This is a genomic window from Nocardiopsis codii (genome assembly GCF_036327455.1).
Classification (GTDB): Bacteria; Actinomycetota; Actinomycetes; order Streptosporangiales; family Streptosporangiaceae; genus Nocardiopsis; species Nocardiopsis codii.
Window position 1 is genome coordinate 154411 of sequence record NZ_JAUZMY010000006.1, and the last position, 20703, is coordinate 175113.

Annotated in this window: 19 protein-coding genes; 6 read left to right on the forward strand and 13 right to left on the reverse strand. The window is 72.3% G+C overall.

Features of this window, described 5'->3' with window-relative positions; translation table 11 throughout:
• Nucleotides 1-19: 19 nt before the first annotated feature.
• From Q8791_RS08480 to msrB, 3 genes are all read right to left on the reverse strand, one after another.
• Entirely contained in the window at nucleotides 20-829 is an 810-nt protein-coding gene (locus Q8791_RS08480; RefSeq protein ID WP_330091050.1) for a CDP-alcohol phosphatidyltransferase family protein, read from the reverse strand.
• Nucleotides 816-1484 carry a phosphatidylserine decarboxylase gene (locus Q8791_RS08485; protein ID WP_330091051.1) on the reverse strand — a complete coding sequence of 223 codons (669 nt, stop codon included), beginning with the start codon at nucleotides 1482-1484 and terminating at the stop codon, nucleotides 816-818. The genes Q8791_RS08480 and Q8791_RS08485 overlap by 14 nt, the downstream gene beginning before the upstream one ends.
• Before the next feature lie 426 nt (nucleotides 1485-1910).
• On the reverse strand, nucleotides 1911-2354 hold the full coding sequence (gene msrB, locus Q8791_RS08490; RefSeq protein ID WP_330091052.1) for a peptide-methionine (R)-S-oxide reductase MsrB: 444 nt from the start codon (nucleotides 2352-2354) through the stop codon (nucleotides 1911-1913).
• Between the two features lie 229 nt (nucleotides 2355-2583).
• Here msrB and Q8791_RS08495 point away from each other — a divergent pair, with 229 nt between their 5' ends.
• Nucleotides 2584-2964 carry a hypothetical protein gene (locus Q8791_RS08495; RefSeq protein ID WP_330091127.1) on the forward strand — a complete coding sequence of 127 codons (381 nt, stop codon included), beginning with the start codon at nucleotides 2584-2586 and terminating at the stop codon, nucleotides 2962-2964.
• 33 nt (nucleotides 2965-2997) lie between these two features.
• Here the strand turns inward: Q8791_RS08495 and Q8791_RS08500 are convergent, their stop codons facing one another.
• The 5 genes from Q8791_RS08500 to Q8791_RS08520 all read right to left on the reverse strand — a co-directional run bounded on the left by Q8791_RS08500 (nucleotide 2998) and on the right by Q8791_RS08520 (nucleotide 9796).
• On the reverse strand, nucleotides 2998-3777 hold the full coding sequence (locus tag Q8791_RS08500) for a GntR family transcriptional regulator (protein ID WP_330091053.1): 780 nt from the start codon (nucleotides 3775-3777) through the stop codon (nucleotides 2998-3000).
• A 166-nt stretch (nucleotides 3778-3943) separates the two neighbouring features.
• Nucleotides 3944-4750, reverse strand: a complete 807-nt coding sequence (locus tag Q8791_RS08505; protein ID WP_330091054.1) for a pyrimidine reductase family protein — start codon at nucleotides 4748-4750, stop codon at nucleotides 3944-3946.
• A gap of 82 nt (nucleotides 4751-4832) precedes the next feature.
• Entirely contained in the window at nucleotides 4833-6980 is a 2148-nt protein-coding gene (gene glgX / locus Q8791_RS08510; protein WP_330091055.1) for a glycogen debranching protein GlgX, read from the reverse strand.
• Nucleotides 6981-7332: 352 nt separating this feature from the next.
• Nucleotides 7333-8964 carry an acyl-CoA dehydrogenase family protein gene (locus Q8791_RS08515; RefSeq protein WP_330091056.1) on the reverse strand — a complete coding sequence of 544 codons (1632 nt, stop codon included), beginning with the start codon at nucleotides 8962-8964 and terminating at the stop codon, nucleotides 7333-7335.
• A gap of 169 nt (nucleotides 8965-9133) precedes the next feature.
• Nucleotides 9134-9796, reverse strand: coding sequence for a pyridoxine/pyridoxamine 5'-phosphate oxidase (locus Q8791_RS08520; RefSeq protein ID WP_330091057.1), 663 nt, complete (start codon nucleotides 9794-9796; stop codon nucleotides 9134-9136).
• Between the two features lie 294 nt (nucleotides 9797-10090).
• Between Q8791_RS08520 and Q8791_RS08525 the strand changes: the two genes are divergently transcribed.
• The gene (locus tag Q8791_RS08525; RefSeq protein ID WP_330091058.1) at nucleotides 10091-10432 is read left to right on the forward strand and encodes a DUF5713 family protein; all 342 of its coding nucleotides are present in this window, start codon (nucleotides 10091-10093) and stop codon (nucleotides 10430-10432) included.
• 64 nt (nucleotides 10433-10496) lie between these two features.
• On the opposite strand, the gene Q8791_RS08530 is transcribed toward Q8791_RS08525, so the two are convergent.
• The 4 genes from Q8791_RS08530 to Q8791_RS08545 form a co-directional block, all read right to left on the reverse strand.
• Complete coding sequence (locus Q8791_RS08530; RefSeq protein ID WP_330091059.1) at nucleotides 10497-11270, reverse strand: sirohydrochlorin chelatase; 774 nt, start codon at nucleotides 11268-11270, stop codon at nucleotides 10497-10499.
• Nucleotides 11267-11968: a phosphoadenylyl-sulfate reductase gene (locus Q8791_RS08535; protein ID WP_330091060.1), complete on the reverse strand. Its 702-nt coding sequence runs from the start codon at nucleotides 11966-11968 to the stop codon at nucleotides 11267-11269. Before Q8791_RS08535 ends, Q8791_RS08530 begins: the two co-directional genes overlap by 4 nt.
• Nucleotides 11965-12168 (reverse strand): hypothetical protein, encoded by a 204-nt coding sequence (locus Q8791_RS08540; protein ID WP_330091061.1) that lies wholly within the window; start codon nucleotides 12166-12168, stop codon nucleotides 11965-11967. Before Q8791_RS08540 ends, Q8791_RS08535 begins: the two co-directional genes overlap by 4 nt.
• 86 nt (nucleotides 12169-12254) lie before the next feature.
• A complete protein-coding gene (locus tag Q8791_RS08545; protein ID WP_330091062.1) occupies nucleotides 12255-13952 on the reverse strand; it encodes a nitrite/sulfite reductase in 1698 nt (565 codons plus the stop codon).
• 398 nt (nucleotides 13953-14350) lie between these two features.
• On the opposite strand from Q8791_RS08545, the gene Q8791_RS08550 reads away from it, so the two are divergent.
• The 4 genes from Q8791_RS08550 to Q8791_RS08565 all read left to right on the forward strand — a co-directional run bounded on the left by Q8791_RS08550 (nucleotide 14351) and on the right by Q8791_RS08565 (nucleotide 19336).
• Nucleotides 14351-15361 (forward strand): YihY/virulence factor BrkB family protein, encoded by a 1011-nt coding sequence (locus Q8791_RS08550; protein ID WP_330091063.1) that lies wholly within the window; start codon nucleotides 14351-14353, stop codon nucleotides 15359-15361.
• 209 nt (nucleotides 15362-15570) lie between these two features.
• Complete coding sequence (locus tag Q8791_RS08555) at nucleotides 15571-16767, forward strand: hypothetical protein (RefSeq protein ID WP_330091064.1); 1197 nt, start codon at nucleotides 15571-15573, stop codon at nucleotides 16765-16767.
• 386 nt (nucleotides 16768-17153) lie between these two features.
• Nucleotides 17154-18596, forward strand: a complete 1443-nt coding sequence (locus Q8791_RS08560) for a hypothetical protein (protein ID WP_330091065.1) — start codon at nucleotides 17154-17156, stop codon at nucleotides 18594-18596.
• Between the two features lie 47 nt (nucleotides 18597-18643).
• Nucleotides 18644-19336, forward strand: a complete 693-nt coding sequence (locus Q8791_RS08565) for a DNA primase (protein WP_330091066.1) — start codon at nucleotides 18644-18646, stop codon at nucleotides 19334-19336.
• Between the two features lie 124 nt (nucleotides 19337-19460).
• On the opposite strand, the gene Q8791_RS08570 is transcribed toward Q8791_RS08565, so the two are convergent.
• The gene (locus tag Q8791_RS08570) at nucleotides 19461-20654 is read right to left on the reverse strand and encodes an MFS transporter (protein ID WP_330091128.1); all 1194 of its coding nucleotides are present in this window, start codon (nucleotides 20652-20654) and stop codon (nucleotides 19461-19463) included.
• Nucleotides 20655-20703 lie beyond the last annotated feature (49 nt).

The window sequence follows — 20703 nt, forward strand, 5'->3', positions numbered from 1 at the left end:
TCCGTGTCGCGTGCGGGCCTCAGCCCCGGGCGGAGGAGGACCTCCGCGTGGCCAGGACGTAGAAGGGGATCGTCACGATGAAGCCCAGGACGGCGGCGCTCATCAGGTAGATGAGCGACTGCCCGGCGGGGAGCCCCATGCCCCACGCGGCCATGAGGGCGACGCCGAAGCCGAGCACGCCCAGGACCGCGTAGGCCTTGCGCCCGCGGGGCTTGGGGTACTCCATGCGGCTCACCATCAGCCAGGAGATGAGCAGCACCGCGGCGACACCGGCGAGCAGGGGCGGGTCGAGCAGGACCACCGTCACCACCGCCATCGCGCCGAACGGGCAGGGCAGACCGGTGAAGTAGTCCGTTCCCGGCGCCTGGCAGGAGAACCGGGCCAGCCGCACGATGACCGCGAGCAGCACCGCGCCGCCGGCGGCCACCGGCAGCAGGCCGGCGTCCCCGGCCTGCATCGCCCACACGACGAAGAAGAACGCCGGGGCGAACCCGAAGCTGATCACGTCGGCGAGGTTGTCCAGTTCGGCGCCCATGCCGCTGCCGCCCAGCTTGCGGGCGACCCGGCCGTCGAGCACGTCCAGCGCGGCGGCGACCATCAGCAGGCCCACGACCGTGGCCATCGCGGTGCGCGGCAGCGGGCCGACCGCTCCGGCTGCCGCGTGGGCGGTCTGGGCGACGACCAGCGCCCACACGGCCAGGAAGCCGCACAGGGCGTTGCCCAGGGTCAGGTAGTCGGCCAGGCCCAGACGGAGCAGGGGAGCCGCCTCGGCGGTGCCCGCGTGCCTCTCCGCCGAGGCCACGCCCTCCGCGCTGTCAGTCGGCGTCAAGACGGGTTTCTCCGGAGCGGACCTTCTGGCCGATCTCCACCGCCGGGGTGATCCCGGCCGGAAGGTAGACGTCGACCCGGGACCCGAACCGAATGAGACCGATCCTCTCGCCTTGTTCGACCTTCTGCCCCGCAGCGAGATACGGGACGATACGCCTGACCATCGCGCCGGCGATTTGAACGACCGTGATCTCACCGATCTCGGTTTCAAGGGTCCAGATGACGCGCTCATTACGCTCGCTGTCCTTGTCGAATGCGGGGCGGAAGCCCCCGGGGCGGTGCTCGACACCGGTCACCACACCGGCGAGGGGGGCACGGTTGACGTGCACGTTGAGGGGGTTCATGAACACCGCGACCCGGATGCGCCCGTCGGGCTGGAGGTCGAGGCTCTGCACGACGCCGTCGGCCGCGGACAGCACCCGCCCGGTCGCCGGGCCCCGCTCGGGATCACGGAAGAACCAGGTCATCCCTGCCGCGAGGGCGATCACCGGGACGGCGAGCGCCGTGCGCGCCCGGGAGCCCCGGGCCGCCAGCGCGGCGGCCCCGGCGGCTCCGAGAGCGGGCAGCAGCCAGGGGGCGGACCCCTGGGCCATGCCGAACCGGGGGCGGGCGGGAGGGCGGTGGGAGACTGATGAGGAAGGTGAGTCGTCGGTCATCGAGCGCTTTCGTCGCGGGTCGGTCGGTTCGCCCGCACATCGGTGGCCGCTGTGAGGGGTCGGCCCGGTGTCGGCGGGCCGGCTGGTACGCGCATGGCCCGGTGTGGTCCTGGCCTTCGCGCCGCGCCTCGCGGGCAGCCGAGGGAGGCCGACCGTTGACGCGCTGGATGCGATTATCCCTGATCCCGTCGCGGGTGGGTCGCGGCGCACGATGATACGCGCGTCGGCTGCTCCGGACCACACGTCCGAAACCAGGCGGGAGTGCTGGGGCGTTCTTCAGGGGGTTCCCGTGGCGGCGGGAGGTCGGCCGGTCGATCTCCCGCGCCGCGCTGTGCGGCGTTCGGCCTGGTCGTACCCCGCGGGCGCGGAGGCGCTGCGCGGTGAGCCCCGGCGGACGAGAGCCCCGAAGGACGCGGAGAGCACGGCCTAGTCCGTCGGTTCGAGGGTGAGCGCGACGGAGTTGATGCAGTACCGGGCGTCGGTCGGGGTGGCGTAGCCCTCCCCGTGGAAGACGTGGCCGAGGTGGGAGTCACAGGTGGCGCACCGGACCTCGGTCCGCACGGTGCCCAGGGACGCGTCCTCGTGCAGGGTGACGGCATCGGAGTCGGCCGGGTCGAAGAAGCTGGGCCAGCCGCAGTGGGAGTCGAACTTCTCGTCGGAGCGGAAGAGCTCGGCCCCGCAACCCCGGCAGCGGTAGACGCCGCTGGTCTTGGTGTCGACGTAGGCGCCGGTCCAGGCGCGCTCGGTGGCGGAGCGGCGGAGCACGGCGTACTCCTGGGCGTTGAGCCGGTCGCGCCACTCCTGGTCGGTCTGGGGAAGTCCTGCGGTCCCGTCGCCGATGTGCGGGTCCTGGTCCGGTGAGTCAGCCATGTGACGACGCTACCCCGAATCGTGTCCTGGTGCCGCCTCGGCTCATAGTGCCTTTGGTGCGGGTAAATCATTCTTCGGGGCTATATACCCCTAACTTCACCTTTCGCGACGTTCGGTAGTCGATGCGACGGGTACGGCAACCAGTCAGTGGTCGAACGGTACATGTGAGGCGGGTGACATGGCGGTTGCAACGCAACAGGTACTCGGAGTGAACCGACAGCCGCTGCGTGTGGGCCGGATCCGATACGGGATGTGGTGCCTGGAGCAGTCCACCTCCGGGGTGCGGGGGCGGGCGCGGGCCGTCACCGGTGGCACCGCCACCGCGGGCCGCGAACTGCTGTGGGCCACGGAGCTGAGTCTTCGCGCCATGACGAGGCAGGCCGAGCTGGCCAGGCCCGAGCCCTGGAGCGACGGCAAGCTCCTGGCCTCCATCACGGTGTTCGCGGTGTGCGCGCTCGTCGTCGCGACCGTCCTGGGGATCGGTGTGGCCCGGTGGGCGATGACCGAGTCGAACTCCCTGCTCTTCGCAGCCGCCGGGGCACTGGCGGTGGGACTCGTGTTCCTGCCGCTGGCGTACCTGGTGTTCGCCTCCAAGGGGGGCAACCGCTGAGCCGGAGCCGCGGCGGGCGGCCCCGGGGCGGGGTCAGGCGTCGAAGTCGTACTGGAGCACGTACGCCGAGCCGTCCATCGTGATCTCGTTGAACTCCACCGGGCGGTGCTCGGAGGTGAGCGCCGTCCGGGCGACCTCCAGAACCGGTGTCCCGGGACCCAGCCTCAGCTCCGCGCTCTCCTCCGGGGTGGGCATGCGCACCCGGATCTCCTCGGTGAAGTGGGCGGGCGCCTGTCCCAGCTCGGCCAGGCGCGCGTAGATCCCGCCGGGCCCGCTGTCGTGCTCACGGACGCGCCGCGCCGCGGCGGAGTCCACCAGCACCGTCAGGGGAAGGTACGAGACCGCTCGCTGGACCGGCCTCCCCTGCACGAGGTAGCGGCGCGAGCGCCGGAGCACCCCGCCCCCCTCCGTGAGCTGCAGCGCGCGGGCCACGTGCTCTTCGGCCACGGTCTCGTCCACGCACAGGCCGTCCACCTCGTATCCCCGCTCCTCTCCGTCGGTCTGCCAGATCGCCCGTCCGTGGGCCCACAGCTCCTTGGACAGGCGGCGGGCACCGTGTCTTCGCACCGGCCGGAACGAGCGAACGTAGATGCCCGAGCCGCGCACGGCCACGGCCAGGCCCTCGTTGATCAGTACGGAGAGCGCCTGCCGGGCGGTCGCCCGCGCGACGCCGTGACGCTCCATGAGGGTGTTCTCCCCGGGAAGGCGGTCGCCGTCGGCGTACCGTCCGGAGCGGATCTGCCCGCGTAGTTCCTCGGCTATCTCCCGGTAGACCGGAGGGGACCCGTTTTCGGACGTCGGCACTACGTTCATCCTCTCGGCCGGGGGCCAAGCCGGTAAGCCCCGTCAATGCGGTGTGTCCCGTGGGGGTGATTCCAGTGGAGGGCACACATCGGGTATGTCCGATTCCGGGATGTTTCATGCGTTGTTGTGGGGCGACCGAAACGGAGCGGTTACAGTCGCGTTCCCGCGAGACGCCCTAGTCCCTGACGTAACGCGCGAACAGATTCCCCTCCGCCTCCAACAGGTGCGCGATGCGCACGGGCGTGCTCCGGAGGGGCCCCGTCGCCGGCGCCCCCGGGGTGTCCGGGCCGCCCGCCACGATGCGCGGGGACCCCGACCCCAGGAGGTGCGGGCTCAGGGTCAGGCACAGCTCGTCCAGGAGGCCGGCGGCGACGAACTCGGCCAGGAGGTGGGGACCCCCCTCGGTCAGGACACGGTGCATCCCGCGCTCGGCCAGCCCGTCCACCACGTGCGCGGGCGTCACCGACTCCCCGTCGACCTCCACGACGTCCGCGTACCGGCCCACCCGCCGCCGGCGCTCCGCCGGTGCGTGCCGGGTGGTGAAGACCAGGGTGCGGGCGTCCTCGGGAGCCTCCGTCAGCAGGGTGTCGGGCAGGTCGAGGGAGCGGGAGACCACGGCCACGGCGGGGGTCGGCGCGCGCCCCGCGCGCAGGCCCTCCCAGGCCTTCCTGCCGCGGACCGGACCGTACGCCTCCTTGCGCGCCGTCCCCGCGCCGACCAGCACCACGTCGCACAGGCCGCGCAGCACGCCCATCACCCTGCGGTCGGGAGCCGAGGACAGGTCGCGGCTGCGGCCGGAGGGGCCCACCGCGCCCCCGTCCGCGCTCGCCACCATGTTGGCGCGCACCCAGGGGCGGTCCGGGTCCGTCGGGTAGGCGTAGGCGTCGGCCAGGTCGACGTCCGCGGCGCCCGGTGAGGGCAGGAGTTCGCGGAACACGACGGGATCGGGGGTACCGGCGCCGCCGGCGGGTGCAGTCGACATGGTCACTCAGCGTAGCGGGCGGGCGGGGTGTGCCGTCCGGGGAGGGGTGGAGGGAGACCCCCGCCCCTCCCCGGACGGGTGATCAGGTGTGCCTGTGCGACACGCGGCGCAGCAGCACCAGGGCCCGGTCGATCACGCGCACCGGACCGGACGCGGCCACGTACGGCCGTCCCGCCACGTCCGGTTCGGCGGTGTCCAGGACGGTCTCCCACGCCATCCCGTACTCGGTCCCCGGGACGGTGAAGTCCACCGCGTCCGCCCCGCTGTTGAGCAGGAGCAGGAAGGAGGTGTCCCGGATGCGCCTTCCGCGCGGGTCGGGCTCGGTGATGGCGTCCCCGTTGAGGAACACCCCCAGCGCCTGCCCGGTCGAGTTCCAGTCGTCACCGGACATCGGCTTGCCGTCCGGCCGCAGCCACGCGATGTCGGTCAGGCCGTCCTTCCCGGCCGTGGTCTCCTCCACCGGGCCGCCGCGGAAGAAGCGGCGCCGCCGGAACACGGGGTGCTCGCGGCGCAGGCGCGCCAGCTCGCGCACGTAGTCCAGCAGGTCGTTGTCGGGCTCGTCGTCCTCTCCCAGCCCCGCGCTCTTCCAGTCGATCCAGGCGATCTCGTTGTCCTGGCAGTACGCGTTGTTGTTGCCCCCCTGGGTGCGCCCCACCTCGTCGCCGTGGGAGAGCATCACCACCCCCTGCGACATGTACAGGGTGGTGAGGAAGTTGCGCACCTGGCGGCGGCGCAGCGTGATGATCGCCGGGTCCTCGGTCTCCCCCTCCACACCGTGGTTCCAGGACCGGTTGTCGTCGGTGCCGTCGCGGTTGCCCTCGCCGTTGGCCTCGTTGTGCTTGTGGTCGTAGGACACCAGGTCGGCCAGGGTGAAGCCGTCATGGCAGGTGATGAAGTTGATCGAGGCCACGGGGCGGCGCCCGTCGTCCTGGTAGAGGTCGCTCGACCCGGCCAGGCGGGAGGCGAGTTCGCCCATGACGGGCTCGCCCCTCCAGTAGTCGCGGACCGTGTCGCGGTACTTGCCGTTCCACTCGGTCCACAGCGGCGGGAAGTTGCCCACCTGGTACCCGCCCGGCCCCACGTCCCAGGGTTCGGCGATCAGTTTGACCTGGGAGATCACCGGGTCCTGCTGGACGATGTCGAAGAACGTGCTCAGCCGGTCCACGTCGTGGAACTCCCGGGCCAGGGCCGAGGCGAGGTCGAACCGGAACCCGTCCACGTGCATCTCCAGGACCCAGTAGCGCAGCGAGTCCATGATGAGCTGCAACGAGTGCGGGTGGCGCACGTTCAGGCTGTTGCCGCACCCGGTGTAGTCGAGGTAGTAGCGCTGGTCCTCGTCGCTCACCCGGTAGTAGCTGAGGTTGTCGATGCCGCGCAGGGACAGCGTGGGTCCCATGTGGTCGCCCTCGGCGGTGTGGTTGTACACCACGTCGAGCAGGACCTCGATGCCCGCCTCGTGCAGCGACTTCACCATCGCCTTGAACTCCTGGACCTGCTGGCCGCGGGAGTCGCGCGCCGCGTACCCGCTGTGCGGGGCCAGGAAGGCCAGGGTGTTGTACCCCCAGTAGTTGGTCAGTCCCCTCGCCACCATGGCGTGCTCGGGCACGAAGTGGTGGACGGGCATGAGCTCGACCGCCGTCACCCCCAGGGAGGTGAGGTAGTCGATCACCACCGGGTGGGCCAGCCCCGAGTAGGTGCCCCTCTGGTGCTCGGGGATACCCGGGTGTCGCATGGTCAGGCCGCGCACATGGGCCTCGTAGATCACCGTCCGGTGGTACGGGGTGCGCGGGCGGGACTCGTTCCCCCAGTCGAAGAACGGACTGACCACCACGCACTTGGGCACGTAGGAGGCGCTGTCGTCGGTGTTCTTCCGGGCGGGGTCGGCGAAGTGGTAGCTGAACAGTGATTCGTGCCAGGTGAGATTGCCGTTCAGTGCTTTCGCGTAGGGGTCGGTGAGCAGTTTGTTGGGATTGCACCGCAAACCGTGCTCCGGCGCGTAGGGGCCGTGCACCCGGTAGCCGTACTGCTGCCCCGGGCCGATTCCGGGAAGGTACCCGTGCCAGACGAATCCGTCGTATTCGGTCAGCGGTACACGCGTCTCCTCGCCGTCGTCGTCGAACAGACACAGGTCCACCCGTTCGGCGGCTTCGGAGAACAGGGAGAAATTGGTGCCGGACCCGTCGTAGGTCGCACCGAGCGGATAGGAACTACCTGGCCAGACTTCCACCATAGGATCTGTCGGTCTCTTGGTGTCAGGGCCTTCGGGGGCCGGGCGGGACGGCGCGAATCCGTTCCCGGTCGGAAGCGTCGTCGTCCGTCCCGCCCCTGTCCGAAAGCGGGCGGTCGTGTTTTGTGACGACTTCTTTCTTCCGCTCCGGAAGCCGAAGTATGCCGCCCCCGGACGATGATCATTGAGGGGGTGTCCGCTTTTGGTGCCTGTTGTGGGAATTGTCGTCCCCCGCTTCGGCGGAGAACCTCCGGGTTATCCGTTCCCCGTGAGAATCGCCGGCGTCCTCGGGGCACTCCGCCCGCCGCCCGGGACCGTACCCGCCCGGGGCCGCGCACGGCCCCGGGCGGCAGGCTCAACGGCGCGGCCGGGCCCGGTCGAGGATCAGCTCGGTGTCCGTCCCGCGCGGCAGCGTCCCGAACACGTGCCCCCACTCGCCGCCCAGCCGCGACACGGTGAAGGCCTCCGCGACCGGGGTCGGCGCGTACCGCAGCAGGACCGACGCCTGGAGGGTCAGGGCCATCAGCTCCACCACCGAACGGGCACGGAACTGGATCTCGTCCAGGTCGCCCAGGGAGTTCTCCAGGCGCTTGACGGCCGCGTCGTAGTGGTCGTCCACACCTGCGGCGGTACCCAGCTCCCCGAGGAAGGCCTCCACCGACTCCGGGCTGCGGCCCATCGCGCGCAGCACGTCCAGGGCCGCCACGTTGCCCGAACCCTCCCAGATCGAATTGAGCGGCGAGTCGCGGAACAGGCGCGGCATGCCCGACTCCTCCACGTACCCGTTGCCGCCCAGGCACTCCAGCGCCTCTGCCGCGTGGGCGGGCTGGCGCTTGGTCACCCAGAACTTGCCCACGGCCACGCCCAGGCGCCGGAACGCCGACTCCGCCTCGTCGCCGCGCACCGAGCGGTCCACCGCGCCGGCCAGGCGCGTCATCAGCGCCGTCGCCGCCTCGGACTCCAGGGCCAGGTCGGCGAGCACGTTGCGCATCAGCGGCTGGTCCACCAGCGCCGTGCCGAACGTCCTGCGGTGCTCGGCGTGGTGGAGCGCCTGCACCACGGCGGCGCGCATACCCGACGCCGAGCCGATCACGCAGTCCAGCCGCGTGCTGTTGACCATCTCGATGATGGTGGGCACACCCCGGCCGGGCTCGCCGACCAGGTGTGCCACGGCCCCGTCGTACTCCAGCTCGGCCGAGGCGTTGGACCTGTTGCCCAGCTTGTCCTTGAGCCGCTGGATGTACAGGGCGTTGCGGCTGCCGTCCTCCAGGACCCGGGGCACCAGGAAGCAGGTGAGCCCCTCGGGGGCCTGCGCGAGGGTGAGGAAGACGTCGCTCATCGGCGCCGACGTGAACCACTTGTGCCCGGTGAGCAGGTAGTGCCCCTCGGGGGCGGGCACCGCGCGCGTGGTGTTGGCGCGCACGTCCGAGCCGCCCTGCTTCTCGGTCATCGACATGCCCGCGATCAGCCCGCGCTTGGTGTGCGGGGCCCGCAGGCCGAAGTCGTAGGTGCGCGCCGTGAGCAGCGGCTCGTACCTCTCCGCCAGCTCCGGGGAGCGGCGCAGGGCGGGGACCGCGGCGTAGGTCATCGACACGGGGCAGCCGTGACCGCTCTCCGGCTGGGACCACAGGAAGAACTTGGCCGCACGGGCCACGTGCGCGCCCGGCCGGTCCTCCGCCCACGGCGCCGCGTGCATGCCGTGCTCGACGGCCTGGTCCACGAGCACGTGGTACGCGGGCTGGTAGTCGACCTCGTCCACGCGGTGGCCGTAGCGGTCGTGCGTGCGCAGCACCGGGGGATAGGCGTTGGCGGACTCGCCCCAGGCGCGCACCCGCTCCGAGCCCGCGGCGTCGCCGACCGCCCTCACGTCGGCCTCGGCCCATTCGGCGCCCTCGCGCCGCAGCCCCTCGAGGAGGGCGGGGTCCTCCCCGGCGCTGTAGTCGCCGAGCGGTGCGGCCTGGTTGAACACCTCGTGTGTCGGGGGCATCGACTTACCGTCCTTCTGGCTCGGTGTTCGGGGAGTTCCGGCATCCTACCCGCGCCCGGCACGCCGGTCGGAACAGGATTCGGTCACGCTGTGGGAACTCCGTCCCGGGGTTTCCTGCCTGTTCAGGCCCGTCGTGCGGGGCACGGGCCATGGGAGCCCTCCCATGCGGTCAGGGCCAGAGCAGACCGCGTTCCCAGGTCCCGCCCGGGCCCGTACGGGAGTAGCGCAGGCGCGTGTGGCGCCGGTCCGGGTCGGCCTGCCAGAACTCGACCTCGGCGGGGGAGACCGCGTACAGGCCCCAGTCCCCGGGGACCAGCCCCGGCTCGCGCTCCAGGAGCTCCCTGCTCCGGTCCGCGGTCCGGTCGACCTCGGCGGGGTCCGCCAGCGGTTCGCTCTGCCTGCCGTGCAGCCCGGCCACCCTCCCCTCCAGGGAGCGCGCGAGGTAGTCCGACGCGCACAGGTCGGGGTCGGCCAGCTCCGCCGTCCCCCGCACCCGCACCTGGCGGCCCTGCCGCCCCCAGTAGAAGAGCAGCGCCACCGCGGGGTTCGCGGCCAGCTCCCGGCCCTTGCGGGAGGTCGTCGTGGTGGCGAACCACCACCCGTGCGGGGTGAAGTCCCTCATGATCACCACCCGCGCCGACGGGGCGCCCCGACCATCCGCGCTGGCCACCGTCATCGCGTGCGGTTCGGGCACACCGTCCCGCAGCGCGGCCGTGAACCACTCCAGGAACAGCTCCGACGGGTCCTCGGGCGCCGTGGCGGGGTCGAACCCCGGCAGCGGCCCCGCGAACACCGGCAGGCCCCTCAGCAGATCCCGGATCCCGCCCTCCACGGACCTCCGGTCCCCCGACGGCCCCCACGCCCCTGACGGGCTCTGGTCCCCTGACACGGCTACCCCCACGACTCGATCGACCGGCGGAGCCCGGACCGGGCTCCGCCGGTTCCGATTCTTCTCGCCCGGGCCACCCGGGACAAGGGACGCCCCCCACCTGTGGACGGCCGTGTCGGACGGCGTCCGCGCCGGTCGGGGCCCCGCCCGCCGCCGACCGGACCGGGCCCCCTCCGTTCTGTCGGCCCCGTCGTGCAGCATCGGGGGACCGGATCCCGGAGACGAACGGACACCACCATGGCGATCACCAACCGGAGCGCGGCGGGGCACGCGTTCCTGCGGGGGCTCTATGAGGACCCCTACTTCCCCGACCACGTCGTCGACCGGGGCCGGGACGTCCTGCTCGGGCTGTGCGAGCGGATCGAGGCCGAGCGCCCCGCGGACCTGGCGGCGCTGTACGCGCTCACCGCGGCGGCGACGCTGGAGTTCAACGCGCTGGAGGCGGAGTTCGAGGCGGCGGGCAGCGAGATCGAGACCGTCGCGCGCGAGGAGATCGGCGAGGACTTCTGGTTCGTGGCCACGGCCTACGGGTTCGCCGACGCCGACGCGGAGGAGCTGATCGCGGCCCGGGAGTGGTGACGGCTCGGCGGTGCGGGGCGCGAGGGGCGGGCCCCGCGTCGCAGGACCCGCCCCGTCGGGCCTCTCAGGCCCGGACCACCGCGTGCCGTGCCGCGACCGCCGCGTCGTACCGGTCCAGGGCCACGCGTGCCAGCTCAGGCACGTCGCCCAGGGCCTCGGAGACCACGGAGGCCCCGGCGGCCAGTGACCGCGTGCGGATCCGGTCGGCGAAGAAGCCCGGGGCCAGCAGGTAGGTGGACACCGCGACCCGCCGTGCCCCCCGCCCGAGCAGGTCGGCGACCGCCTCACCCGGGGAGGGACGGGCCGCCGAGGCGAAGGCCGCCACCACCTCGCGCCACGGACCGCGCTCCGCCAGCCGTGCCGCCATCGCGGCGACGGTCGCGTTGGCCTCCGGATCGCTGGACCCCGCTGACGCGAGCACCAGCGCGGTCTCCGGCCCGGCGGTCGCGCCCGCGTCGGACAGGCGCCGCTCCACCGCGTCCGACAGCAGGGGATGCGGCCCCAGGGTGTCGGCGTGGTGCACCCGCAGCCAGGGGCTGCGCTCACGCGCGGCGGCGACCACCTTCGGCAGGTCCACCTTGCTGTGATAGGCGGCGGTCAGCAGCGCGGGCAGCACCACGACCTCGCCCGCGCCTCCCGCGGCCAACTCCTCCAGGGCGTCCTCCGCTCCCGGCGCCGCGTGGTCCAGGTAGGACACGCGCACGTCGAGCCCCGGGCGCAGCGCGCGCACCCGGTCGAAGACCGCGGCGACCGCCTCGGCCGCCCTCGGGTCCCGGCTGCCGTGGGCGACCGCGAGCAGGGGCGCCGAAGGACGCCACCCCGGCGTCCCGGCGCTCATACGTGGATCCCGCACTCGGTCTTGCCCGTCCCGGCCCACCGGCCGCTGCGCGGGTCCTCGCCCGGCTCCACGCGCCGCGTGCACGGCTCGCAGCCGATCGAGGGGTAGCCGTCGTACTGGAGGGGGTTGACCATCACCCCGTTGTCGGCCATGTAGGAGTCCACCTCCTCCTGGGTCCAGCGGGCGATGGGGTTCACCTTGGTCATCCGGCGCCGCTTGTCCCACTGCACGACGGGGGTGTCGCGGCGGGTCACCGAGTCCTCGCGGCGCAGCCCGGTCAGCCACGCGGTGTAGGGGGCCAGGGCCCTCTGGAGGGGTTCCACCTTGCGCAGGTGGCAGCAGATCCCGGGGTCGCGGCCGTGCAGGCGCGGCCCCAGGGCCAGGTCCTGCTCGGCCACCGTGCGGACGGGTTCGACGGTGATGAGGTTGATGTCGTACACCGAGGCGACGGCGTCGCGGGTGCCCAGGGTCTCAGGGAAGTGGTATCCGGTGTCCAGGAAGATCACGTCGATACCGGGAGCGGCCTTCGATGCCAGGTCGACCATGAGCGCGTCGGCCATGGACGAGGTCATGCACAGCTGGTCCCCGAAGGTCTCGGCGGCCCAGGCGATGATCTCCTGGGCGGAGGCCTCCTCCAGCTCGCGTGCGGCGCGCACGGCGAGCTCGGGACCGCCCGCGGCGGTGATGGTGGAGTTCATGAGTTCCCTTCCGTCGGTCTGGAGGGGGCGTCCGCGGAGAACGACGCGGAGCGCAACCCGACGTACTTGACGCGGAACACGCGGGCGCAGGACAGGCAGGCCCAGGGGTAGCCCTCGCCCTTGACGGCTGCCCCCTCCTCGGGGACCAGGTCCTCGTCACCGCAGTAGGGGCAGTAGTGGGGCGCGGCCCTCTCGGACATGGCGCACCTCTTCCTTGGTCGTGTTCCTCAGGTGCGGCCGGGGCGGGCCCCTGCGGGTCCCGTCCCCGGCCGGGGACGTGCGGTTGCTACTTGAGGTCGGCGTCGTCCGCGCGGCCGACCCAGGACGCGAAGGACTCCCCGTCCTTCTTCTGGTCCTGGAAGCGGCGCAGCACCCGCTCGACGTAGTCGGGCAGTTCGTCGGCGGTGGTCTTCAGGCCGCGGATCTTCTTGCCGAAGGACTGGGTCAGCCCCATACCGCCGCCCAGGTGGATCTGGTAGCCCTCCACCTGCTCGCCCGCGGCGTTCATCACCAGCTGGCCCTTGAGGCCGATGTCGGCGACCTGGATGCGGGCGCACGAGTTGGGGCAGCCGTTGAGGTTGATGGTCAGCGGCTCACCGAAGTCCGGCAGCCGCTTCTCCAGCTCGTCGATCAGGGTGGAGGCGCGGGCCTTGGTCTCCACGATCGCGAGCTTGCAGAACTCGATGCCGGTGCACGCCATCGTCTGGCGGCGGAACACGCTCGGCTCGACCTGGAGGTCCTCCGCGCCCAGGGCGGCGCTGATCGCATCGATCCGCTCCTCCTCGACGTCCAGGATCACCAGCTTCTGGTCGGCGGTCGTGCGGATGCGATCCGATCCGTGCTCCTCCGCGATCTCGGCGATACGCAGCAGGGAGGTGCCCGAGACGCGGCCGACCCGCGGCGCGAAACCGACGTAGAACCGTCCGTCGTTCTGGCGGTGCACGCCCACATGGTCCCGCTCCAGCCCGGGGTCCAGCTCCGGCTCGGGGCCGTCCGGCAGCGCGTACCCCAGGTACTTCTCCTCCAGCACCTCCCGGAACTTCTCGGCTCCCCAGTCCTTGATGAGGAACTTGATCCGGGCGCGCGTGCGCAGGCGCCGGTAGCCGTAGTCGCGGAAGATCCCGCAGACGCCCGCCCACACCTCGCTGACCTGGTCCGGGCGGACGAACGCCCCCAGGCGCTGGGCGAACATCGGGTTGGTGGACAGGCCGCCGCCGACGAACAGGTCGTAGCCCGCCTCGCCGGCCTCGTCGCGCACGCCCACGAACGCGACATCGTTGATCTCGTGGTTGACGCAGTGCGAGGCGCAACCGGAGAGCGACGTCTTGAACTTGCGGGGCAGGTTGGAGTACAGCGGGCTGCCGATGTGCTCGTCGTAGATCTGGCGGATCTGCGGTGTGGGGTCGATGACCTCGTGCTCGGCGACGCCGGCCAGCGGACAGCCCAGGATCACCCGGGGGGTGTCGCCGCAGGCCTCCATGGTGGAGAGCCCGACGGACTCCAGCTTGTCCCAGATCGCGGGCACGTCCTCGACCCGGATCCAGTGGAACTGGACGTTCTGGCGGTCGGTGATGTCGGCGGTGTCGCGCCCGTGGTCGCGGGAGATCTCACCGATGGCGCGCAGCTGGGCCGCGGACAGCTGGCCCCCGTCGATCCGCACGCGCAGCATGAAGTAGCTGTCGTCCAGCTCCTCCGGCTCCAGGACGGCGGTCTTGCCGCCGTCGATCCCCGGCGCCCGCTGGGTGTACAGCCCGAACCAGCGGAAACGCCCGCGCAGGTCGGCCGGGTCGATCGAGTCGAACCCGCGCTTGGAGTAGATGTTGATGATCCGATCGCGGACGTTCAGTCCGTCGTCGTTCTTCTTGTTCTCCTCATTCTTGTTCAGCGGCTCGCGGTAGCCGAGGGCCCACTGGCCCTCGCCACGGCGGCGTCGCGGCGAGGCCGCGGTCGCTGTCCTGCCGGGCTGCGCGGAAGAGGGAGGCATCGCGGGTGTCTCCGATGGGGTCGCGGGGTGCTCACAGTCCCGGCGCCCGCACCGCTGGCCCGTACGCGCCGCACATCGTCGTGTCGGGCGTCACGGGTGGAATCCGCGTGTGGGGAATCGAAGAAGAGGGGAGAGCGCCGGTGCCGCGCGCACCCCTGGGGTGCGTCAAAAAGGCGGCTGGATCAACCGACGCTGCAACAGATGGCACTGCGGACCCGAAGGAAGTCCACGTGGCGGCGCACGCAGAGCATGGGGTCCAGGGCAGCGATCATGCAATGAGAATGTCACGGGGATCCGGGCTTTGTCCAGACGCGTCCGACGGCCCCGAACGTGAGTCACATCACTCGCCGGACCGCCCCGTGGGCGCCCGGGTCCCCCGCGCCCGCTAACGTTTCCACGTGGTGGGATTCTGGGAGGCGTTGTGGCACGCCGTCGACGCGTGGCTGCGGCGGCGCCCCCTCGTACGCGGCGGGACCCTGCTCGTCCTGCGCACCGTGCGCGCGTTCGCGCGCGACCGGGTGGTCGGCCTCGCCGCCGAGTCGGCGTTCTTCACCCTCATATCGCTGCCGGCGCTGCTGCTGTGCCTGCTGGGGGCGCTGGGGCCGTTGGCCACCGTGCTGGGCGACGACATCGTGGAGGAGATCCGGGTCTGGATCCTCGACCTCGCCGCGCGGGTGCTCACACCGGGCACGGTGGACAGCGTCGTCAGACCGCTCGTCGACGACTTCCTCGGCGGGGCCCAGGGCGGGCTCCTGTCGGTGACGTTCCTGGTGTCGCTGTGGTCGGGGTCGCGGGCCATGAACGTCTTCATCCGCTCCATCACCATCTCCTACGGGCTGGACGAGATGCGGGGCTGGATCCGCCAGCGGGTCCTCGCCTTCGTCGCCTACCTCGGCGGGCTGCTGTTCGCGGTCCTGGTCCTGCCGGTCCTGGTGGCCGGGCCCGACCTGGTGCACGCGCTCCTGCCGATCACCGTCGGACGCCTCAACCTCCTCTACTGGCCGACCGTGGCGCTGCTCGTCATCGCCGCCGTCACCCTGCTGTACGCGCTGAGCGTGCCGGTGCGCACCCCGCTGTGGCGGCACCTGCCCGGGGCGCTGCTGGCCACGCTGGTACTGATCGGGGGGTCCGTCGCCCTGCGCGCCTACCTGGACGCCTCCCTGGGCCAGGTGACCATCTACGGTTCGCTGGCGGCGCCGATCGCCATCCTGGCCTGGCTGTACGTGATGGCCGTCGCCGTCCTGGTGGGCTCGTCGTTCAACTCCGGGATCGACGCCATGTGGCCGACCGTCCGCACCGCCGCGGCCAGGGCCGAGCTCGCGAACCGGCGCCTCGAACGCGCGGACCGGCTCTTCCAGCGCCGCGAACAGGCGGTCCTCGACACGATCGTGGAGCACAACGGCCGCTGACCCGTGCCGGCCACCCGTGTGCCCCGACGTCCCGGGGGCCGGGGTCGGACCCCGTCGGTAGCATCGCGGTAGCCGCCCGGCGGGCGGGCCGCGGTCCCGCCGCCCCCGAGCCCGGTCGACACACCCTGAGGGGTCGCCCCCATGACCGTCCCCCCGTCGCGCGCCGACGCCCGGCCCCGCTCCGCAGCTCCTGGCCGGAGGAGCGGAAGATGAGGGCGTCGCCCCTGCTCGCGACCTGTGCGCTCCTGGGCGCCGTGGCCTGCGTCCTCATCGCCCCGTGGACACGGATCACCGGAAACCCCGTGCCGGTGGCCGCCGGGATCTTCCTCGCCGTCCTCCTCGGATGCGCCGTCGCCTACGGCACGATGTTCTCCCACGTGGAGACGACCCCGTCGGAGAGGAGCCGGTGGGCGGACGGGAACCACCTCTTCTCCACGATGACCCGGGTGAACATGGCCCTGTCCGTCCTGCAGATCCTCTTCGCCGGGGTGCAGATCGTCCGCAGCTCCGCCTGGACGCTGCTGCCCCTGATGGCGGTCGCCTGTGCTGCCCTCGCCCTGGCCTGGGGCCACTGGAGGAGGGAGCGGGCGGGACGGCGCGAGGCGGCGGCGGAGTCCGCGTTCACCGGGCCGAAGATCATCGGTCTTCGCCGTCCGGAGGAGGTACCGCGGGGCTGGGTGCCGCTGGTGGTCCACCGGCCGCACGCCGGTGCGAGGGACAGCCTCGTCGACTACCGCGTCCACGTGGACGGGGACAGGGTCGGAACGGTCGGTCCCGGCGAGAGCCTCGTCGTGGGGCTCCCTCCGGGGCCGCACAGCGTCCAGTGCAGGTTCCAGAGGTTCTCCAGCGCCCCGGTGTCCCTCGTGGCGGTCCCGGGCGTCCCGGTGGACCTCGTGGGCGGGCCGGGTGGAACGGCCGCCGCCGCCGCGTCCGACCAGCGGTCCCGCCCCGAGGAGTACATCAGGCTCGCCCCGGCGGGGGACGGGGGAGGCCACGAGCGGCCGGGCGGTGCAGCACCCGGTGACGCCGTCCCCGTCGATCCCCGGGGACCGGTCCCGACGCCCCCGGGCCGGGCCGTGGTGGTCGTGCACCGTCCGGGGCACCACTACCAGGACAGCCTGCGGGGGTACCGGGTCCGCCTGGACGGGGTCGAGGTGGGCGCGGTGAGGCCCGGTGGGACCCTGGTCATCGGCACGGCCCCCGGAGCGCACCGGCTCGAGGGGCGGATCGACTGGTGCTCCAGCCCGTCGGTCGCCGTCGCGGTGGAGGAGGGACGCCCCGCCCACTTCGTCCTGGAACCGAACGGAACGGTCCTCGGAACCGTGGCGGCCCTCGCGGTGTCGCCCGGCACGTACCTGAGGCTGACGCGGGCCCCTGCCCCGTGGCCCGGCAGCCGAGCCGGATGACCAGGGGGTGGCGGCGGACGGCGGGGGGCATGGCCGGATCCGGCCAATTTCGGTGTGAACCTCACGACGGGTCGGAGGGTCCACAACAGGGGTGGGACAGTGCGGGAGACTCGTCCCAGATCCCACGTCGGGACGAATTACCAGTTCAGGGGAGGGGCAACGGAAACACGGTCGGGAGTTCCGCAGCGGAGGTCCGGTTCCCCGGTCCCTGGCCGGAATAGGTCCGGCGAGCGACCATCAGTATCATCTCGTGCAGCATCGACTACGCGTGTGCCGACACCACCGCTCGGTGACCACCCAGGCCGCGACCTCACGTCACCGCTGACCGAGGTCCCCCGCAGCCCGTACACGAACAGGTCCACGTTCCCCATGCCTTCGGAGGCACCATGAGCCGGGCGTCCCGACCGGGGCAGTCCCGGCCCACCGCCGTCATCGTCATCGCACCCGACGAACGCAGCGCAGAGATCGTCGTCGAGGGGCACCGCCAGGTCGTCACCGGGCTCTCCCCGAAGGAGACTCGGCGCGCGGCCCTGGACGTCGCCACCGGCTACGCGGCCAGAATCGGGCAGCCGGTCCTCGTCGACGCCCGCGACGTCAACGGTGTCTGGCGGCTGGTCGCCACGCCCGACGGTGTGGTCCAGGCCGCCGAACAGCCCGCGCCCGTCCAGGCCCCGGCGCCGGCGGCCCCTCCGACCCCGGCACAGCCCTCGGGCTCCGGCGGCAAGCGGGTCCTGGTCATCGTCGGGGCGGCCGTTCTGGCCCTGGTCCTGCTCGTCGGTGCGGGAGCGGTCGTGATGCGCTTCCTGCCGGGCTCCGGCACGGCCCCCGCGGACCAGGCCACCGCCGACGCCACCACCCTGAACCACCCGGCGCCGCCCCACTTCTCGGAGACCGTCGACTTCAGTGAGGCGCTCGCGACGGGAAGCGCGCCGGGCGTCAGCCGTGAGGGCGACCTCCTCACCTTCGTCGACCCCGACGACCGCCTCAACCTGTTCGACGCGGACGGCTCCCGGCTCTGGGATGTCGAGCTGCCGATGGGCTCCGGCGAACTCCTGGGAGCCCCCCGGTTCGTGCAGTACGGCGGCGAGCCCGCGATCGTCGCGGAGACGGCGGGGACCCTCTGGTTCTGGCCCGCCGAGGGCGGCGCCGCGGTCGAGATCCCGATTCCGGCCAACGCCTCCGCCCAGTACGTGGGCAGTTCCGTGCTCGTGCGGAGCGAGGAGGAGGCCTTCGTCCCGGTCGGGGACGCGCTGGAGCCGGTCGAGATCCCCGGGAGCGCCGCCCCGATGCTGGCCGAGGGGGAGAACGTCCTCGCCGCGGTCCTCAGCGGACCGTGGACGTGGGTCGGACCGGACGGTGATCCCGTCGAGGTCAACGCGGAGCGCCCGGACGACGCGGGCGACATGGAGTCGGTGGTCACCGCCCTGCGCGACTACGTCATCGTGCGCTGGGAGCCCCGCCGGGGCGACGACACGATCCTGGCCTTCCACGACAGCGAGGACGGCAGCGTCATCGGCGCGGCGGCCGTCGACCCCGCCCTCCTGGAGGACGTCCGCCACCGGTCCGGTCCCATCGGAACCGACCTGGTCGCCTACGGCCCCATGGTCCTGGACCCGGCGACCGGTGAGTCCGCCGTGGTCCCCGGTTTCACGCCCGAGATCGCGGTCGGCCCGCGCGTCTTCGGTCAGCTCGAGGGCGCCCTGGTCGCCGTCGACGCCTCCGGCGAGCCCGTCGAGGCCCCCGACGGCGCCGTCCAGCCCAACGGCCTGCTCGGTGAGCGGGCCGTCGTGGTCCACAACGACCACCTCTATGCCATCCCCCCTGAGTAGATCTCTCCCCCTGAGCAGATCACTCTCCAAGAAGAGAAAGGAGTGGGATGTCCCCCAAGAAGCGCGTTCTGACCGTGACCGCGGCCAGTCTGTTCATGGCCGGTTTCTCCGTCAGTCCGGCGTTCGCCGTGACCGGTGACGAGACCATCCCCGACGTCGCCCCCGAGGTGACCGAGACGGTCGAGGCTCCGGTCGTCGATGCTCTGCCGGCCCTTCCGGCCATCGAGGTTCCGGAGATCAACCTGGACTTCGACCTGGACCCGTTCCCGCCGGACGACCCGGGTGAAGGTGAGGACCCCGGTGACCCCGGTGACCCGGATCCCGGTGACCCGGGTGACGGTGAGACGCCGGGACCCGACCCGGATCCGGACCCCGATCCGGACCCGGATCCCGACCCGGACCCGGACCCGGATCCCGACCCGGACCCGGACCCGGATCCCGACCCGGATCCCGACCCCGATCCGGACCCGGATCCCGACCCCGACCCGGGCCCCGACCCGGACCCGGGCGAGGGCACCGACCCCGGTGACGACGGTGACGAGAGCCAGGCGCCCGGCGGCACCACCCCCGGTGGTACCACCACGCCCGAGGCTCCTGCTCCCGTCAGCAGCGGCGCCGACGAGACCCTCGCCCAGACCGGCGTCGACATGCAGGGCTTCGTGCTCGGTGGCGCCGTCGTGACGGGTATCGGCGTTCTGGCCCTGTGGGCCAGCGCCCGGCGCCCGTCCCCGGTCGCGTAGCAGGACCCGCATCCCGCGGTCGTCCGACCGCGCATGCACCAGGGCCCCCGGTCGTGTCCCACGACCGGGGGCCCTGCCCGTGCGCCGAGGGCCGGGACGGTACCCCGACCTCAGCCCCCGGACGTCACTCGCGCGGGCGCAGCGCCGAAGCCAGCAGGAACGCGGTGACGCCCGCACCGGCGATCACCCACAGGGCCGTCCCCAGACTGAACGAGTCGGCGAGGAAGCCGATCAGGGGCGGGAAACCCAGGAAGCCCGCACGCCCCAGCCAACCGACGACGGTCACCCCGTCGCCGGTGCGCACCCCCGGCACGTTCCCGGCGGCGGCCAGGGTGAGCGGGAACAGTGTGGCCACCCCCAGGCCCATCACGCCGAAGCCGATCACGGTGGTCACGGGGTGCGGCAGGAGCAGGGCGAACGCGATCCCGCCTCCCGCGAGCAGTCCGCTGGCCCGGCCCACGGCCACCGGGCCGAACCGGTCGGTCACCCGGTCGCCGGCGAGCCGTCCCAGCGTCATCATCGCCTGGCAGGCCACGAACGGGAGGGCGGCGAGGAACAGCGACGCGTCCAGTTCCGAGGTCATGTACACCGCACCCCAGGACGCGGCCGAGTCCTCGATGCCGCCGGCGAACATCAGCAGCACGCCGAGTCCGACCAGGAGGAGCACCGCACGGCCGGGGACGCGCAGCCGCCGTCCGTCCTCGCCGCTGGTCCCGTCCTCGCGCTCGCTGCTGTCCGGTCCGGGCAGCAGCATCCGGCTCACCACGAGGTTCACCACCAGCAGCACGGCGGAGACGAGGCCCAGGTGCCACAGGAGGGGGACCCCGAGCCCGGCCATCGTCGCGCCCAACAGCCCCCCGGAGACCGCCGCCAGGCTCCACACGGCGTGGAAGGTGTTGATGATGCTGCGCCTGTAGCGCCGTTGGACGCGCAGTCCGTGCGAGTTCTGGGCGGAGTCGGTCCAGGCGTCGGCGCTGCCCAGGACGAAGAGCGCGGCGGCGAGCATCCACCAGCTCTGCGCCAGCGCGATGAATGGGAGCGCTCCCAAAGAGATCAGGCTGGTCCCGACCGCCGCCCGGCCGCTGCCGAACCAGTGGATCAGCGGTCCCGCCAGCATCCCGGTGAGGATCGCACCGGTCGGCATCGCCGCGATCGCCAGGCCCAGTTCGGCGTTGGTCAGCCCCAGCTGCGCCTTGATCACCGGCAGCCACGGAACCGCGTTGGTGTAGGTGAACCCGTTGACGAAGAAGAGGGTGGAGACCGCGACCCTGGCCCTGCGGGCCTCCGGGGGTGGTGCGTCGGTCTTCTCGGCGGACATGCTCAAGGCGGCTCCCACGTGGACTGTTCGGTGCGAGCAGATGCTATCC